The sequence below is a fragment of the Sorangium sp. So ce124 genome (genome assembly GCF_051525235.1).
Taxonomy (GTDB): Bacteria; Myxococcota_A; Polyangia; order Polyangiales; family Polyangiaceae; genus Sorangium; species Sorangium atrum.
On record NZ_CP150312.1, the window covers coordinates 9,656,546 to 9,674,410 of the forward strand.

Here is a 17,865-nt window from a genome sequence, read left to right on the forward strand (position 1 = left end):
TGGCGCCACAAGTCCTCAGAGGCTCCAAGCGTCGAGAGGCTGACGTCGCAGCGTCCCCCGGGGTAGGCGAGGGCGGAGAGGGCCGCCGCAAACGCGTCGTACCTGTCCGCCTCGTCACACCATGCGTAGAATTCAGGGCCCGATTCATTCACAGCTTGACGACCTTGATGAAGAGGAGCGGAAAGCCTTCGATTTGGACGGTCTTGCCAGTTATCTTGTTGAACAAGTACCCGTCCTTGGTACCATAGTTATTTTCCAGCGTGGCTCCCCGTTGGATGAGGATCTCGACTCTGGCGACGTCTCCGTCGAGTTTTTTATCCTTCAGTTTCTTCATCGCGTTCGTCAATTGAGGGATTGCTTCTTCGGTGACGTTGACGGTAGTCCCACCCTTCGCCTCGCTCACGGCCAGCTTCTCCCCCCGTGTCACCGTCACGAAATCGGGGGCTTTCGCCACGCCCTTGATGTCGGAGGTGAACGGTATCCCGAGCACCCTGCGCACGCCGTCGTCGCCGACCCCGATCAGGGCCCGTCCCTCTTCCTTTATCAGATAGAGCGCCGCTTTTTTCTCGAAGTCATTCATCACTTCGCTGGTGACCGCCCCGCGCAGCGTCTTGTACGATGTGCGCCGTGGCACGCGCAGCGCTGTGGCGAGCTCCTCGCCAAACTGTGCGATCTCCTCGGCGACCCGAATCGCATCCGGCGTCAGCCCGCCGACCCCCTTGATCGCGCGCCACATCGGCCCGATCGCCCCGAGCCCGAACCCCACCCCCGAGAAGATCCGCTCCTCGGTGCTGAGCTCCTGCCCCGACGGCAAGCACCACGCCTTGCCGGTGACGGCCTCGCACAGGTCGAGCGCCGGCCCGACCACCGGCACGAACCCGACCCCGATGCGCGTCGTCGCGTGGACGAGCGTCTGCATCACCTCCGCGTACGCCCCGAACCCCTCGGCGACCGTCGACATCGCCCCCGCGAACGCGCTGACCGTCTGGTAGAGCTGCGTCTGCTCCAGGTCGAGCCCGTCCCCCGTCCACTGGTTCAGGCTATCCTTCATCTGGTCCGCGAGCGCGTCGAACCGCGGCTTGAGCACCGTGTCCACCTGCGCCCGCAGGTCCGCCGGCACCGGCGTGTCCACGAACCAGTCCGACGCATCCATGAACTGCCGCACGTACCCGGTGATCCGGTTCTGCGCCTTCAGGAACGCGTTCGTCTCCGCCAGCGACACGCCCATCCGGTCGCGCAGCGCGATCTCCAGCGCCGCGCTGTTGGCCCGCCACGCCCGCACGTTCGCCACGAAGTCCGCCCGCGCGACCACCACGTCGCCGCTCACGTCGGCCTCCAGCGCCGCGATCACGCCGTCCGCATACGCCGCATACGGGTCCCTCCCCTCCTCGAACGCGCCGTCCACCTCCGAGATGTCCGGCACCTCGACCCACGGCACCTCGCTCTCCCCGAGCGCGTACGCCCACGGATCGTCCGGGTTCCATCCCTCGGCGCGCGCGTCCTGCGTCGCGAGGTCCGCCACCTCGTCGGCCTGCGCGCCGAACTCGTCCATCAGTCGCGCGAGCTCGTCCTCCAGGTCGCTGACGCTCTTCTTCAGGTCGTCGACGAGCTGCTCCATCGCCGCCCGCGTCTCCGTGTCGACAACGTCCTTGTACCGGTCGAGGATCGCGTCGAGGTTGGTCCGCGAGATCTCGTCCAGCGGCCGGTTCACCAGGTCGTGCAGCTCCAGATCGAGCTGCCGCAGCAGGTCCATCCGTGCCCTCAGGTCCGCGACCCTGGCGGCGTTCCGGAGGATCGCCTCCATCAGCTTGCCGAGCGCGACCTCCAGCTCCGCGATGTCGCGCGCGAGCGCGGGGTTGATCTCCGCGAGGCCGAGGTCGGCCACGGTGCTGCCCTCGAAGCCGGTCCCATCGCGGCGGATGTCGAAGAGCGGCTTGTTGAGCCCGAGCGGCTCCGAGACGAGGTGCACCACGTCGTGCGCGTGGGTACACCAGTCGCTGCCGTTCGCGGTGTGGACTCCGAAGTGGAACGCGTTGGTACCCGTGCGGAGCAGCACCGAGTCGAACCCCGCCTCGAGCGTGTTGCTCAGCGAGCCGTCGCCTTCGACCTGCAGCGCGCCCGGGATCCCGTAGGTGGGCAGGGGCGTCTGGTTCACCTCGAACATGGCGTCTCCCTCCGTCTCCAGCTCGCCGCTCGCGCACGAGTCGACGTCCTGGCGGCTGCTCCAGAGGATGGTGTACGGCGTGCCGGCCCACACCAACGACGGCGCCAGCACCGCCAGCGCCGTGACAAGCGCGACGAGCTTCTGGACCACCACGGAGCTCCGGCCGCGCAGCCCAACGTCCTTCGAGCTTCTCATGTCCCCTCCGCGCCGCGCACGGCGGCGTCATACGCGATCGCGGCGCCCTTCACGTCGCCCGCGTCGAGCCTCGCCTGCGCTGCGTCGAGCTCGGCCGCGCCCATCCCCTTCTCCCGCAGCACCGCGAGGCCCGCCGCGATCTTCTGCGGCAAGCCCGTCCTGAGTTCGGCCTCCGCCGCGTCGAACCGCCCTCGGAGCGCCGCGCACCCCGCCTCTCGCCACGAGGACGACGCCGTCTCGCAGAGCGGCCGCATCTGCACCAGCGCCAAGAGCTCCCCGCACCGCTCGGCCAAGAGCGGCAGCCCGAGCTTCTCGCTCATCGGCGGCGCCGCCGACAGCGCCGCCGCCCGCGCGCGCGCTCCCTCGCTGAACGCCTCCGAGGCCCGGCGGAGCCGCGACCGCGCGCTCGCCTCGCGCGCCCCCTCATCCATCTGCAGCGCGCGGAGCGCCTGCCGGCGCAGCGCGATGCCGCCGAGCAGCGCCGTCGCCGTCGCGTCGCTCCGAGCGACCCGCCGCTGCGCGTAGCCCAGCATCGCGCTCAGCGACCGCAGCGCCCCCGACGTCATGTCCGGCACCACCGCGCCGTGCGTCGCAAGGACTTCCCTATGCGGCGCGATCGCCTCGTCGAACGAGACAGCGAGCGCCTGGAGCTCCGCCGCAAGCGTCATCACCTCCGCGGCGAGCTCGCCCGGCGCGCGGCTCGCCCCGCGCGCCGCCGCGAGCACCGCCTGCTCCACGCCGTCGAGCTCGTCGATCGCCGATCGCGACGCCTGCGCCGAGAGCGCCGCGTACGCCGCCGTCTCCGCCGCCTCGGTCGCGCGGTAGGCGGCGAAGCGCGCCGCCGCGCCCGCGTACCTGGATTGCAGCGGCGCGCCCTCGTCCCTGGCTCGATCGAGGATGGCCTGCACGGAGGCCATCGCCAGCTTGTCCGCCGCGATCGCTGCGGCGAGGGGCTCCCGCTCGGCGCTCGCCTTGCCGGTCATCGCCTCGTTGAAGTTGTCGGCCGCATGGATCGGCTCTGCCTGGAGGGCCTCCTCCTGGCTATCCCTGATCAGCCGGAGCAGCTTACCGAGCTCGCCGTGGAGCGTCGCCCGGAGCGACTCGGCGTGCTTCCTCTCGTCGCGCACATAGGACACGACCCGATCGACGGTGTCGAACCAGGCCCCGAGCTCCGCCTCGCTCGCGATGAGTTCCTCGGGCGTCACGCGACCCGACCACCGCGCCCACATGAATATCGGCAGCTCGCCGTCCGCTTCGGCCTTGTTCCACGCGCTGGCCGGGCCCTCGCTCGCGTCGACGCAGTGCTCGACAACGCCGGTATTCGGTATCGCGCAGATCCACCCGCTCAGGGGCTCCTCGCGATCCCACAGGCACGCCGGCGCCGTCGCACCAAGCACCAGGGCGGCAAGGGCCGCCGCAACGATCGTCGTCAATCGCGCCGTTCTCATCTCATTGCCTCCACCCCGCGATTTTTCTCGCCAAAGCACGCTCGCCCGCCGATTCTCCAGGTACAAGCGTCCTCACGAAAGCGGTAGGACATTGCTCGGCCGAGGAGCACGTTGGCTGGCCACGCAGATCCACGGGAATCCACGGGAAGTGGATGCGAGCTGGCCGCGGGCGAGGGGCCGCCCGTGAAGTCGCCGGCAAGGGCGTGACAAAAAGGAAGAGGGCCCAGGTTCCATGCAGCCTGGGCCCTCGGTCGATGCTCGGGTCCGATCAGGGCGCTCTAGGCTCAGCCCGGCGCGTCGTCGCCTTCGAGCGGATCCTCCTCGTCCGGCGGCGCGCCGACGGCGCTGCCAGTGCCAGCGCTGCTGCTGCCGACCGCGCCGCCTCCTCCGCCGGACGTCTCGGTCGCCTTCTTCCTGGTCCTCCGGCTGAAGAGCCGCCGCGTCGCGATGGGCACGAGGCGCGGGATGGTCGGATCCTGCTCGTTGGCGCGCTCGAACACCCGCACGATCTGCTCGAGGAGGATCAGATTGATGCCGTCGGCCCGGTCGAGGTCGCCGCTCGTAACCTTCTGGCCTGCAGGGCGCGCGGCCGCGGTCTTCGCCGCCTGGGTGAGCTCCTCGGCGGTCTCTTCGAGGCGCGCGACATAGTCTTGATCGAGCCGCATCAGCTTGGCGCGCACGGCGAGGGGGCCCTTCTTCTGCGCGAGGTAGCGCTTGCCGAGCGCGGCGAGCTGGGTGAGCCCGCGCGCGAGCGCGCCCGGATCCTCCGCGGTGCCGACGGCCTGCGCGAGCTCTTCGCGCGCCTCCTTGCCCGAGCCGGCGACGCCGCGCAGGACCTCGTAGGCCTGGTCGCGCAGGAGCAGCGAGCGCGAGAGCCGCTCCCGCAGCGCCGCGTCCGTCGTGGCGCGCGCCGCGTCCTTCTTCTGCCCGGCGCTCTCGTGCGCCTCGAGCAGCCGCTCCAGCGCGAGCGCCTGGTCGACCGCGAGCGCGAGCAGCTCCGGCGAGAAGCCGCGCAGCTTCTCCCGCTTCTCCTTCGACGCGCCCGACCAGCACGCGTGCGCCGTCGCGTAGAGGCGGCGCAGGTCGGTCAAGACACGTGAGGAGGCGATCTGCCGCCCTCGCTCGACGAGCTGGGATCCGGTCGTGCCGTCGAGCAATGCCTCGATGATGCCTGGCTCCGGCTTGCCGAGCCGCTCGGCCAGGGATTCGAGCGTGGGATCGTTGTCGATGGTCTCTTCGGGAGGAGAGATAGGTTTGGCCATCAGCGCAGGCTATGTGCACAGGGAGCGGGATGTCGAGGGGATCGTCTCGGCCCATGGCGCCTGCGAGCGCCAGCAGGAGCGTGCCTGTGAATGGCGACAGCGCGAGGCGCGATATGCGCCCCGCAAGCGCGCGGCTCGCAATCGTCGGCATCGCGGCATAGGGCGTCGTCATTCCGGGAGGGGACCATCGTCAGCTTAGGTGGATGTCGTCGTCATCCGCCCGGGAGCCATCGTCGTCCGGCGCGGAGACATCGGCATCGGGGCCGGGACCCGCCGGCACGTGGCTGGAGCCCATCAGCGTCCGGCCGAAACCCATCGGCATCGGGCGGCGAGCCATCGTCATCCGCCCCGCAGACGTCGTCATCGGGGCGGGTACCCGCCGTCATCCGACGGGGGGTTCATCGTCATCCGCGGTGGAACCCGTCGTTATCCGGCGGAGGCCCATCGGCATCCGCTCGCCGGATAGGCGCGACTACCGCTCCCGTCCGTCGGCCGCCGCATCCCGAACGAGCCCGACGGGCGCGACGCCGGCCGGGCTCACAGCGTGAAACGGTACGTCTCGGCGGCGAAGCCGTCGTCGGCCTTCACTCCGTCCTCGGTGAAGGTCCGGCCGCCCTCGCCCGGAGCACCGATCGTGAAGGTGACGCCCTCCAGGGTGAGTTGATCCTCGTCCACGTAGGCGATGCCGATCGACGGCCCACCCGTCCCACTGCCGCCGTTGCCGCCGCGGCCGCCATCGCCGCCTGCGCCACCGTAGCAAGGCTGATGTTCGGCTCCCGGATATTGCCCTATCCCTCCAGGCAGCCCGCCAGGCCCGCCGTCCTGTCCGCGCTCTCCATCGCCGCCGTCACCGCCGCCGAGCGTTTCGATCGCGACCTGGCGCAACATCACCCTGGCGCCGTCGAGGGCGAGGATGCCGATGCTCGCGCCCCCATGGGCACCCCCGCGGCCCCCTTGGCCGCCGCAACCGCCGGCGCCGCCAGAGCCGCCGGACGCGCCGCCGTTCGGCGACACCCCGCAGGCGGCCGAGCCGCCGTAAGCGCCCCCGCCCCCGCCCCCGCCGGTCCCGACCCCGCCGCGCTTCCCGTCGGCTCCGTTCTCACCCACCCAGCCCTCTCGCGTAAACCGCCCGGGGCCGCGTCCGTTCTGGCCATCCACGCCGACCTCCCCCTTCTGCCCGCGTTCCCCGCGATTGCACCGGCCGCCCTCCTCCGCCCCGGCGCCTCCGAGGCCGGCGCCGCGAGGGTTCGGGGCTGGAAGCGGCGCCCCATCCCTCCCGGCCTCGCCGTGATCCGCGCGGCCATCGCCCCCTTTGCCGGCCCTGGACACGGAGCCGTCCTCACAGGCGGTGGTGACCGAGGCGCCTCCGGGCACGGTATCGGTAGAGCAGGCGTCACCCCCTGGATTCCCGACTGCGCCCGCGCGTGCTCGCTCCAGCGGTTCCGTGCGGAGCTCGTCTCCGGAGAGCCCCGACGCGCCCGGCCCGACAACGAGCTCGCTTCGGACCAGCTCCAGCGCCGCGTTCGGCTCGACGAGGATCCCGATCGCCGACTGGCTGAAGTACTTGATGCCGCTGTGACGGAAATCCAGGTCGGTGAACGTCGAGATGCCGTCGTCGAGCCCATCGCGCTCGCCCGGCACGATGACGTGGGGATGCTGCTCGTCGGGGTAGCCTATGCGCGTGAGATACCCGTCCGCCTCGTACTGCCAGCCGCGCTCGCAATTGAACCTACCATGGATATCGACCCCAGAAGGAACGGTCAGGATCTCTTGGTGGCTCGACTGATTGCATGCGAACACGCGGCGCCGGCCCGCGCGCGCGAGCTCGATCCCGTACACCAGCGAGCTCACCGGCCTCGCTATCGTGCCAGCCAGGTCGTCGCTCGGGTCGAACGAGCTCTCGGGGTCAACGAAGACGCCGCACCCGTCGACCGCCTTGTGCGCGGCGAGCGCCTCGAGGCAGTCGGCCTCCGTCGGCGCCGCCCCACCACACCACACCCCACCGTCGCAGCGGTCGGCCGTTCCACACGCCGCGGAGGCGAGCGCCAACAGCACCGCCGCCCCCGCCACTACCCTCTGTTGCATCGTTCTCCCTCGCGAATCGGCGATTCGGCATGGGCACGCCGCGGTTCACCGCGGTGGCTCGATCAGCTGCTCCAACGACCAGATCTCCTGGGCGAGGCCGTCCTCTCCTTGGCCGAGCCATCGGTCGGAGCCGCCGGTTCCGCCTCCGCGGCCCACCTCGCCCAGCACAACGGCCGTGCTCTCCTTGAGATCGATGCCGCCGTGCACTCGGGCGACGGCGAGGGAGTACCCCCCGAGCCCGCCGCCGCCGCCGCCGCCGGGACCGCCCCGCCCTCCGTGGCCGCCCTCACAGGCATATTCTTCCTGTCCCCCGTTCATCCCAGCCGCTCCGCCGATGCCGCCCGCCCGCCCGTAGCCCCCGGCCTGACCGCGTCCGCCGCGCCCGCCGTCGCCCCCCGTCCCCACAGTGATCCTCGAGTGCTCGACGACCACCTCCGCCCCCACCGTGAGGATGCCGATGCTCGATCCGCCCGCCTGCCCGGCGCCGCCCCCGCGACCGCCGCAGCCGCCGCCCCCGCCCGACCCGCCGGACGCGCCGCCCTGGGGCTCCGTGCTCGCGCAGACGCCGCGCCCTCGCGTTCCGCCGCCGCCGCCGCCGCCCCGGCCGATCGTGCCAGGCGTCCCCGCTTCGCCCCAGGCGCCGTGCCACCCTTCGGCGCTGGCGCGCGCGGCCTTCTGCTCGCCGCCCTCGCCCGACGCGCCCTCGGCGCCGTCCTGTCCGGCCTCGCCCGCGGCACACGGGTCGGTCCCGGCTACCCCCTTCCCGCCCTGGCCGCCGAGCAGCGGAGCCATCGCGGGATCACGCTCGCTCACCGCGCCGTTCTCACCGTCGCCGCCGCGACCGCGCTCGCCGAAGCCGCCGCGACCGCCGATCGACGAGCTGCCGTCGGGGCACAGCGTCACCGCAGGCAAGGCGCCGTCGACGAGATCGTCCGAGCAGACCGCGGCGCCGTGGTTGCCCGGCGCGCCGTCCTCCGCGACCTCGAGCGGCGCGTCCTCGCCGGGCGCGCCGGGCGCGCCGTTGCCCGCGAAGATTTCGCTCCACCTCACCTCCACCTCGGCGTCGTCCGTCACGACCAGCGCGATGGACGAGCCGCCCGGCTCGATCGCGTCGGCCGCCACGAGCCGCACGCCGAACAGGAGCGAGCGCGGGTCGCTGGAAAAGAGGTCCGAGAGGACGGCGCCGTGCGCGTGTACCCGGACCGGCACGCGGCCGGCGGGCGGCGCGACGACGGTCGGGTGGTCCGCGCCGAGGTAGGCCCAGTCCTCGCGCTCGCAGGCGCGGCCTCCCCAGATCTCGACGCCCGACGGCAGGCGCACCGCCTCGTGGAAGTCCTCCGCGCACGCGTAGACGTGCGGCTTGCCCTCCAGCAGCGCCTTCTGGACCGCGTGCTGCAACGTCCTCACGGGCTCTTGTCTCGTCCCCGCGCGGGCGTCGTCTCCGCGGCCCGCGACGAAGACGCCGCACTCCTCTTTCGCTGGCGTCGTGGCGGGGTCGCCGGCACACGGCGCCGGGGAGGACGGCGGCGGCTCGCAGCTGAAGATCTCGACGCAGTCGTCGGAATAACCGACGGCGGCGCCGCACGAGATCATCGCCCAGCTCAGCGCGAGAGCGGTGATCGACGCTCCCGACGCGCCCGCGAAACCGCGTTTCATGGCGCCCGACATTACACGGCCGCAATACGAGCCTGCAACGACGCGGGGGCTGGAGGCGACAGGGAGGCGGAGAGGGGAGAAGCCCTCAAGGCATGAGAAAACACGTCGAGATAAGTCAATGGGCACCAGGCGGCATCGCCTGGACGGACGGCACCGCCACGGACGGCGTCGAGCGCGCCGATCCCATCGCTCGACCTGAGCGCCACCGCGCCGCCGACGCCGCCGGGCGGAGCGAGAGCGGCGCGCGTCACTCGACGCGGACGATCGTCTCCGCGGGGAGGCTCTCGGCGAACGCGTCGCGCGCCGCGCGCACCCTCGCCTCGACGAGGCCGTCGAACGTGAGCTTCGTGCGGTACTCGACGCCGGACCACCTCGGATAGGAGCCGATGTCGACGTCGCGGTGGGCCTCGACCACGCGGTCGAGCATCGGCTTGAGCTGCCCCTCGTCGAGCGTCGTGAACACCGCGAGCGAGACGAACGGCGCCCCGCCGGAGAGCTCCGCCTGGATGAGCGCCTGCTTCGCCCGGAAGATCTGCGGCACGCCGGGCAGCATCCACACGTTGCGCATCACCACGCCGGGCCACGCGGCGCTGCCGCCGGTCACGAGCCGCGCGCCCTCCGGGATGCGGGCCATGAGCAGGTGCCCCTCGGTGAGCCGATCTCCATAGTAATCGCGCAGGAGGCTCTCGATGTTGGGCGCGCTGACCACCGGCACGCCGAACGCTCGCGCGACGCCCGCGATCGTCAGGTCGTCGTGCGTCGGGCCCACGCCGCCGCTCGTGAAGACCCAGTCGTGCGACGCCGCGAGCGCCCGCACCTCGGCGGCGATCACCTCGAGCTCGTCGAGCACCATGACCGCCCGCTCCAGCCTGACGCCGAGCGCGCGCAGGGTGCCCGCGAGCACGACCAGGTTCTCGTCAGCGATCTTCCCGCTGAGCAGCTCGTTGCCGATGATCAGCGCCGCTGCGGTCCTCATGTCACCCTTCTTCCGCTCAGCTCTCGAACTCGCGCGTCACCGGGCGCCCGTCGGCGTCCATCCCGAGCAGCTCCTCGACGCGCTTCTCCGCGCGATCGAGGCGCTCCTGCGCCGACCGCGAGAGGCGGATGCCCTCCTCGAAGAGCGAGAGCGCGCGCTCGAGCGGCAGGTCGCCGCCCTCGAGCTCCGCGACGATCTTCGCGAGGCGGCGCGTCGACTCCTCGAACGACATCGCGTCGGCGCCCGCGGCCGCGCCGCCGCTCCGCGGAGCGCGGTCGGCCTCGGCCTTCGCCGGCGCCCCGGCGGCGCGGGGCTCCGCGCTCGATTCGACGCGTGACTCGACGCGTGGTTCGGCGCGTGATTCCACGCCCGCGTCGCCCTCGTCCGTCGCGTTGCTCATCGTCGTCATGAGCCAGGGTCCCCCGGGGGTGCGGCCGGCGCAAGCAGGACGGCGCTCGCGCCGGGCGGCACCGCCGGCACGAGGAGCACGCCGTCGGGATCGGCCACGACGGGGACCGCCAGCCCATCCGGCCGGACGAGCCGTGCTGGGCGCGAGGAGGCGCTCATGGACGCGCTCCGGTCGTTCGGGACGATGGCCACCCACACGACGCCCGTCGCCAGCGCGGAGCGCGGCGGATCGAGCGCCCGCACGTCGACGCCGGAGAGGGCGGCCCGCGCGAGCGCGCGCACCCCTTCGTCAGGATCGAGATCCCGCGCCGCGACGAGGACGCGCCCGCGCTGCACCTCGGTGCGCCGGGACAGGCCGCGGACGATCGCGCGGCGCACCGCGGGGTCGTCCTCGAAGCGGTACGCGCGGGCGAGGAGGGAGACGCTGTCGGGCATGGGGTCGCTCCCGAGGCCGAGCGCGACGTGCGCGCGCACGACGGGATCGCTCCCCTCGAGCAGCCGCTCGATCCTGCCGCGGACCACCTCGTCGTCGCGGGCCGCGAGCGCGCGGGCGGCGAGCGGCGACAGCGGCCCGCCCGCCTCTGCGAGCGCGGCGAGCCGTGAGGTCGCGATCGCCCCGCCCCCGGGCTCCGCGAGCAGCGCGACGCCGGCGGAGATCGCCGCCGCGTCGGGCGCCGCGTCGCCGCTCTGCGCGGCGCTCGCGTCGCCGCCCGGCGCCGCGGCGCCCGACGCGGCGAGCGCCGCGAAGAGCGGCGCGAGGGCGGCGAGGGCGCGCTCGCCCCGGGCGAGCGCGCCGCGCGCCGCCGCGTGGACCGCCGCGCGATCGCAGGAGGACGGGGAGCAGGCGCCGACGACATCGACCGCGTCGCGGAGGCCGAGCGCCACGGCGCCGAACACCCCGACGGCGCGATCGCTCGACCCCTTCGGCGCGGCGAGCGCTGCGAGCAGCCGCTTCTCGAGCGCCTCGGGCGCGTCGCGCAGCGCAAGCCCGCGGACCACCCCGGCGCGCAGGCCGAGCCTGCGGAGGTCCGCGTCCTTCGCCGCGCGCGCGCCGTCGAAGAGCTCCGCGACCGCGGCCCGCGCCTCGGCCCCCGGCATCGTCGCCAGCGCGAACGCGGCCGCCGTCGCGAGCTCGGGGCGCTCGCTCAGGAGCCGGCGCAGCTGCCGCGCCGCCTCCGCGCCGCCCGCGCGGCCGATCGCCGCGACCGCGCGGGGCCGCGCGTCGTCGGGGAGCAGCGGGAGAGAGCGCGCGAGCGCCGGCACGAGCCGCTCCGCCGGCGCGAGCTCGGCCAGCCTGAGCCCCTCCATCCGCCCGAGCTCGGATCCGAGCAGCGCGGCCACGGCGTCCGGCGCCTCCGGCGCGCCGAGGTAGACGAGGATCTCCGCGGTCGGCTCGAAGAGCCCCGGCTCTGGCTTCCGGAGCCACGCGCGGGCCTTCGCCAGCGCCGCCTCGTCGCCGAGGCGCGCGAGGGCGCGCGCGGCGGCCACCTGCGCCGCCCTGTCGCCGCCCTCGAGCATCGGCCGGAGCGCCGCGATCGCCCGGAGATCGCCGAGATCGCCGAGGAAGCTCGCGAGCGCCGGCTCGAGGCGCTTGCGGCTGCCGAGCAGGAGCTGGAGCGACGCGGGCGGGTGCGCCTTGAGCGCGCGGGCGGCGGCCTCGCCCGCGGCCCCGCCCTGCACGATCGCGTTCACGAGCACGCCGAGCGCGCGCCGCTCGCCGGTGCGCGCGAGCGCGAGGGCGGCGGTGCCGCGCAGCACCTCGCCGAGCGGCGAGGCGGCGCCGCGCGCGGGCGCGCTCTCCGAGAGCTCGCGCGCGAGGAGCTGGCGCACGCTGTCGCGCTGCGCGTGCGGCGCGAGCGCCCGCACCGCCGCGAGGCGCGCCCTGGGATCGCGCGCCCCCGGGGCGCCGTGCTGCTCGAGCGCGGCGAGCAGCGCGCTCACCGCCTCCTCGGTGCCGATCGCCCCGAGCCGCTCGATGCCGCGGAGCCGCGCCGCCGGGTCGCTCGACGAGAGCAGCCGCTCGCCGACGGGCACGCCGAGGCTGCCGCGCAGCGGCGTCGCGCCGGCCTCGGCCCCCGCGGGCGCCTTGCCGCCTTCCTCCGCGGCCTGCGGCGCCCGGGCGGTCCGCGCGGCCGGCTGAGGCGCTGCCGAGCCCGCCATCGCGGTGACCGCGAGCGCCGCGGCGAGGCCCAGGGCGCGGGGGGTTCCAGGGAGGAATCGCATTCGCTGCACCGCACTATCCCGCGATCGACGGCCCGCTGTCACGCCCCAGGCCAAGCCGTGTCAGCGCCGCGTGACAGCCTGGAATTTGATGGAAGCACGCGCTAGGTCGACCTACCGTGCAGCCGCGAAATGCGGCTGTGAGAGAGGTGAAGCTTGATCGACCTGGTACGGACACTGGAAAAGGCCATCACGGTCTCCGCCGACAAGGCGTGGCCGGTCTTGCGGCGACTGAGCCGCCTCGGCGGCGAGCCCAGGCCGTTTCACCCGAAGTGGAGCGACAAGCCGATCCCGAGGGGCGGCGAGCGCACGGCGCCCCCGCTCGGCTGGCCTCGCGAGACGGACAGCCTGTGCCCGCGCTGCGTCAAGGAGGCGCGCGCCGAGATCCTGAGTGGCAGGGCGGACTGGACCAGGCTCATCACGGACAACCCCGGTGAGATCCGCGCCAGCATCGTCGCGCGCGAAGGGCGCGTGGTCATGGAGAAGACGTGCCCGAAGCACGGCTTCTTCTCGGACACGATCTCGATCGACCCGGCGTTCCTGGCGCGGATCGAGCGCCTCTTCGGCGGCCGCGACGTCGAGATGACGAAGGACAGGATCCACGACCACGGCTCGAGCACCATCCGTTACGGCCGCGGCGCGGTGCTCACGGTCGACCTGACGAACCGCTGCAACATGATGTGCGACCCGTGCTTCATGGATGCCAATCAGGTCGGCTACGTGCATGAGCTCTCCTGGGAGGAGATCACGCGGATCCTGGACGACGCGGCGGCGGTGCGCCCGCGCCGCCAGATGTCGATCCAGTTCTCCGGCGGCGAGCCGACGCTGAGCCCGCACTTCCTCGACGCGATCCGGTACGCGCGCGAGAAGGGGTACTTCGCGGTGCAGTGCGCGACGAACGGGATCCGCTTCGCGGACGAGCCGGGCTTCGCCAGGAAGGCCAAGGAAGCGGGCCTCCGGATGGCGTACCTGCAGTTCGACGGGGTCACGAACGAAGCCAACGGCCACCGGAAGATCGGGAACCTCTACGACGTGAAGCTGCGTGCGATCGAGGAGCTCTCGGCCGCCGGGATCGACGTCATCCTGGTCGTGACGATCGTCAACGGGGTCAACAACGATCAGGTGGGGCCCATCATCGACTTTGCGGTCCAGAACGCCGACAAGATCACGGTCGTCAGCTTCCAGCCGGTCAGCTTCACCGGCCGCGACGAGGACATCTCCGACGAGCTGCGCGAGAAGCAGCGCTATACGCTGAGCCACCTCGCGCACGACATCGCCCGGCAGACCGGCGTGACCGACCCGCTGCGCGACTGGTTCCCCCTGTCGGCGCTCAGCCCCTTCGGCAACGTGACCGACCTCCTCGACGGCCCCGACAAGGACTGGGGGCAAATCAACTGCGGCTGCCACCCGAACTGCGGGATCGGGACCGTGCTGTTCGTCCACAAGAAGACGAAGCAGATGGTCCCGCTGCTCGACTTCATCGATGTCGAAGGGCTGCTCTCCGACCTGCGCGCGATCTTCGACGCGGGGCGCGGCCGCGCCCTCACGAAGGCGCAGGTCGTCGCGGCGCTGCTGCGCCATTACCAGCCGGACAAGGCGCCGCCCGGCTTCCACCTCGCGACGCTCTTGAAGCAGTTCATGAGCCAGACGGGCGCCGCGCACGCCGGCGAGGGCGACGCCCGCGAGTACGAGTGGCGGGTCCTGTTCGTCGCGGGCATGTGGTTCCAGGATCTGTTCAATTACGACTTCCGCCGCACCGAGATGTGCATCATTCCGTACGGAACGCAGCTCGGCGAGATCAGCTTTTGTGCGTACAACACCGGGGCTGGATGGCGGAACATCCTCGAGAAGATGAAGGCCAACGCCACCGTGGCCGAGTGGTACAAGAAGCACGGTAGGCACCCTGTCTATGCGAAGAATCAGGATCTTCCTTTACCGGCCTACGACAACCCCCTAACGATCATCGAGCACGACCTTGCGTTGCGCGAGCGCGAGCAGGGAGGCCCGCGCTCACGGCGGGCGGCCCGGCGGCTGCCGATCGTGAGCTGATCGCGCCTCCTCCTCCCACGCCGCGCGCGGCACCACAGCCCCGGATCGCCGACAGACAGGTCACGTGAGCCCCTGGGCTCGGCGCCTCTGGGCTCGGTGATCAGTCGCAGGGCGCCTCACATCGACACAGAGTCCGGTTCTCCTCGCGGCCGTGTGGGCCGTGTGGGAGGAGCACGCGTTCGCGCGAGCGGCGCGGGAGTCGTGGAGAACGCACCACGCATGGTGTAGTCTGGTCACGTGACCTTGCACGCGGGCCGCTATGAGAGCTTGCGCGCCATCGCGTCAGGCGGCATGGCGACGGTGTATCTCGGGCGTGCCGTGGGCGCCGGCGGGTTCGAGCGCCTCGTCGCCCTGAAGATGATGCACCCGCACATCGCGGCGGAGCCCGAGTTCGTCGCGATGTTCCTCGACGAGGCGCGCCTCGCGGCGCGGGTCCGCCACCCCAACGTCGTCGCGACGTTCGATCTCGTCGAGGACCCGCTGTTCCTCGTCATGGAGTACATCGAGGGGCCGTCGCTGCACAACCTGCTCCGCACGTGCGCGCGGGCGAAGCGGCCCGTCCCGCTCGGGATCGCGCTCCGCATCTTCCTCGACGTGCTCGCGGGTCTCCACGCCGCGCACGAGCTCACGGGGAGCGAGGGCGAGCCGCTCCACCTCGTGCACCGCGACATCTCGCCGCAGAACGTGCTCGTCGGCGTCGACGGCATCGCGCGCATCACCGACTTCGGCGTGGCCCGCGCCGAGACGAGGCTCGTGTCGACGCGGGGCAACGCGCTCAAGGGCAAGCTCGCCTACATGGCGCCCGAGCAGATCCGGGCCGCGAACGTCGATCGTCGCAGCGACGTGTACTCGGCCGGCGTGGTGCTCTGGGAGATGCTCACGGAGGAGCGCCTGTTCAAGGCCGACAACGACGGCGCGCTGCTCGCGCAGATCCTCGAGGGCGCGCCCACGGGTCCGCGCGGGGTGGTCCCGTCGGTGCCGACCGCGCTCGACCAGATCTGCCTGCGCGCGCTGCGCACCGACCCCGACGACCGCTTCCCGACCGCCGCGGCGTTCGCCGAGGCGCTGGAAGACGCGGCCACGCAGACGCCGGGCCTCGCCGTGTCGTCGCCCCGAGCGGTGGAGGCGCTCATCAAAGAGGTCGGTTTGCGCGGGCCGCCGGAGGGCCTCGCCGGGCCGGTCAGCGCGCGGAGCGGTCCCGCGTCGGCGCCCAGATCGGTGCGATCGCCGCTGAGCCAGCGCGCTCCGTTGAGCGATCGTCTGCCCCTGAGCCAGCGCGCTCCGTCGAGCGATCGTCTGCCCCTGAGCCAGCGCGCTCCGTCCAGCGATCGTCTGCCCCTGAGCCAGCGGAGCGCCGAGGCGGCGCCGGACAACTCGGGCGTCGAGGGCAGCGCGCCGGGGCTGGGCGCCGTCGTCTCCGAGGCCGTCTCCCGCGGCCGGCACCACATCGTGCGCCGCCGCGTGCTCGCCAGCGCCTGCGCGGTCGCGCTCACGCTCGGGGCAGGCGCCTTTCTCGCCGTCGGCCAGCGCGAGCCCGCCGCTCCCTTCACGGCGGAGAGCGCCTCTGTCTCCCGGATCTCGTCCTTCTTCCCCGCGGCCGCGGCGGCCAGCGGGCCGCTCCAGGCGGCCGCGCCCGGGCATCCCGGCGAACCGGCCGGATCCCCGGCCCCCGGCGGCTCCGCTCAGGGCGCTGTTCCCGACAGCTCCGCTCAGGGCGTGATTCCGGGCAGAGCCGCCCAGAGCTCCGCCCCGGGCTCCGCGGGGAGGCCCGCACAGGTCCCTGCTCCCACCGCCAACCGTGCGACGAGCCCCGCTCCGCGGCCGAGTTCCAGAGCGACCCCGCCCACGGCCGTCAAGCCCAGGACGAGCCGGCCCGACACGCGCACGACCAGCGGATCCACGGCCCCGACGGCGAAGCCGGCCACCCGCTCATCGACCGTTCGAAGCGCGGCGCCGAAGACCCCGCCAAAGGCGCCAGAGCCGAAGCGGAGCGCTCCACGGACGACCTCCCGGACGCCCTTCAAGCCATCAGGCCTGTGACGCACACAGGGCTGTGACGCACGACGTCACTGCGGAGATAGCCCAAGACGGTACCTGCGCATGGCCCCAGCGCGCCCCCGGGTCGAGCCATGATCCTTTTCGCCACCTCGTCCAACACTCCGACCATGGAGACACGTCCAATACCCCGACGACCGCGAGCACCCGCGACCTCGGCGCCGATAGCGCGACGTCGGGTCGCGCTATCGCACATTGAACGCGCCGCAGCGTCGCCTACATGCTCACGGAAGACAGCAGAACGTCAGTGGTCGCCTCACGAGCGCGATAGGGGAGGTAGGCTATTCTTGTCGTGGGGCGGTATGTGCTCGCCCAAGTGAAAGACGCGCCGCACGTCGGACGTTACCCCGGGGGGAACCAGCTCATGCGCTCGCTTTTCGAGCAGGTCGTCGAGTGCTGTGGCCTCGCACCCGCGTTCGCCAGAAGGATCATCCAGGAGGCCTGCGAGCGGTGCGACGTGTCGCCGCCCGAAGCGATGACGCCAGCCGATCTCATCCGCTCGCTCCCGCACATCCGCCAGGCCCTCGGCGTCTTCCTCGATCCTGGGGAGGTGGCGCTGAAGACGGCCGCGATGCGAGCCCTCGTCAAGGGCTCCTGGCCGTCGATGGCCGCGGTCGTCCCCCCTGATTCGAACCAGGAGAGCCGGACGGCTCAGGAAGAGCCCAAGGTCAAATCGAGCTCGTAGAGCTCGTAGTGCGAACGCCGCATTCCGAGCGCGACATACGTCGACTGCGCTCGCGCGTTCGCGGTCTCCACGTACAGGCGAATGCCGCATACGTCCCCCGCGTCCGCCGCCATCTCGTGGACTCGCCGATACAGCGCCCGGAAGACCCCGCTGCGCCGCTGCGCGGGGGTCACATAGACGGACTGGATCCACCAGAAAGTACCGTTTCTCCAGTCACTCCATTCATAGGTTATCATCAGCTGCCCGGCCATCTCGGACGCGTGCTCGGCCACCAGATAGAACCCTTTGGCCTCATCCGCGATCAGCGCGGCGGCGCCGCGGAGGGTGGTGGCGGCGTCCAGCACCTTGCCCTCCGTCTCGAGCGCCATGGCCCGGTTGTTCGCCGCGATAAGCGCGGCGTCGGTGGGCGCCGCCCGGCGGATCACGAGCGCTGTCACGAGGCGACCTCCCGGCGGGCGTCGCAGGGACGCTCTCCGCCCGTACGGCCGGAGAGCTCGGGAGCGCGGCGTCGGATCGACATGGCCGACCCCATAGCGCGGGCAGCACGGCTGCTCAATCACTACGCGCACGCACGACGCGCACGACGCGCGGCGCCTCGATCCAGCGACGAGCGCGGCCGGCGACGACCGGTCGCGAAGGCGTCGCCGCGGCGCGTTATGTTT

Annotated in this window: 12 protein-coding genes; 3 read left to right on the top strand and 9 right to left on the bottom strand. The window is 72.3% G+C overall.

What is annotated here, in order from left to right; all coding sequences use genetic code 11:
- Nucleotides 1-148: 148 nt before the first annotated feature.
- The 8 genes from WMF19_RS36380 to WMF19_RS36415 all read right to left on the bottom strand — a co-directional run bounded on the left by WMF19_RS36380 (nt 149) and on the right by WMF19_RS36415 (nt 12,417).
- Nucleotides 149-2,359, bottom strand: a complete 2,211-nt coding sequence (locus tag WMF19_RS36380) for a hypothetical protein (protein WP_437894566.1) — start codon at nt 2,357-2,359, stop codon at nt 149-151.
- Nucleotides 2,356-3,792 (bottom strand): hypothetical protein, encoded by a 1,437-nt coding sequence (locus tag WMF19_RS36385; RefSeq protein WP_437894567.1) that lies wholly within the window; start codon nt 3,790-3,792, stop codon nt 2,356-2,358. Before WMF19_RS36385 ends, WMF19_RS36380 begins: the two co-directional genes overlap by 4 nt.
- Nucleotides 3,793-4,091: 299 nt before the next feature.
- Nucleotides 4,092-5,069 (bottom strand): hypothetical protein, encoded by a 978-nt coding sequence (locus tag WMF19_RS36390; RefSeq protein ID WP_437894568.1) that lies wholly within the window; start codon nt 5,067-5,069, stop codon nt 4,092-4,094.
- 537 nt (nt 5,070-5,606) lie between these two features.
- Nucleotides 5,607-7,154 carry a hypothetical protein gene (locus WMF19_RS36395; RefSeq protein ID WP_437894569.1) on the bottom strand — a complete coding sequence of 516 codons (1,548 nt, stop codon included), beginning with the start codon at nt 7,152-7,154 and terminating at the stop codon, nt 5,607-5,609.
- 45 nt (nt 7,155-7,199) lie between these two features.
- Nucleotides 7,200-8,810 carry a hypothetical protein gene (locus WMF19_RS36400; protein ID WP_437894570.1) on the bottom strand — a complete coding sequence of 537 codons (1,611 nt, stop codon included), beginning with the start codon at nt 8,808-8,810 and terminating at the stop codon, nt 7,200-7,202.
- A 247-nt stretch (nt 8,811-9,057) separates the two neighbouring features.
- The gene (locus WMF19_RS36405; RefSeq protein ID WP_437294310.1) at nt 9,058-9,786 is read right to left on the bottom strand and encodes a competence/damage-inducible protein A; all 729 of its coding nucleotides are present in this window, start codon (nt 9,784-9,786) and stop codon (nt 9,058-9,060) included.
- Nucleotides 9,787-9,802: 16 nt separating this feature from the next.
- Nucleotides 9,803-10,195, bottom strand: coding sequence for an exodeoxyribonuclease VII small subunit (xseB, locus tag WMF19_RS36410; protein ID WP_437894571.1), 393 nt, complete (start codon nt 10,193-10,195; stop codon nt 9,803-9,805).
- A complete protein-coding gene (locus WMF19_RS36415) occupies nt 10,192-12,417 on the bottom strand; it encodes a HEAT repeat domain-containing protein (protein WP_437894572.1) in 2,226 nt (741 codons plus the stop codon). The genes xseB and WMF19_RS36415 overlap by 4 nt, the downstream gene beginning before the upstream one ends.
- A 153-nt stretch (nt 12,418-12,570) precedes the next feature.
- On the opposite strand from WMF19_RS36415, the gene WMF19_RS36420 reads away from it, so the two are divergent.
- From WMF19_RS36420 to WMF19_RS36430, 3 genes are all read left to right on the top strand, one after another.
- Complete coding sequence (locus WMF19_RS36420) at nt 12,571-14,463, top strand: radical SAM protein (protein WP_437894573.1); 1,893 nt, start codon at nt 12,571-12,573, stop codon at nt 14,461-14,463.
- A gap of 237 nt (nt 14,464-14,700) precedes the next feature.
- Complete coding sequence (locus WMF19_RS36425; protein ID WP_437894574.1) at nt 14,701-16,503, top strand: protein kinase domain-containing protein; 1,803 nt, start codon at nt 14,701-14,703, stop codon at nt 16,501-16,503.
- Between the two features lie 379 nt (nt 16,504-16,882).
- The gene (locus WMF19_RS36430) at nt 16,883-17,203 is read left to right on the top strand and encodes a hypothetical protein (RefSeq protein ID WP_437894575.1); all 321 of its coding nucleotides are present in this window, start codon (nt 16,883-16,885) and stop codon (nt 17,201-17,203) included.
- Here WMF19_RS36430 and WMF19_RS36435 read toward each other — a convergent pair.
- Nucleotides 17,170-17,640 carry a GNAT family N-acetyltransferase gene (locus WMF19_RS36435; protein ID WP_437324359.1) on the bottom strand — a complete coding sequence of 157 codons (471 nt, stop codon included), beginning with the start codon at nt 17,638-17,640 and terminating at the stop codon, nt 17,170-17,172. The genes WMF19_RS36430 and WMF19_RS36435 overlap by 34 nt on opposite strands.
- Nucleotides 17,641-17,865: the final 225 nt, after the last annotated feature.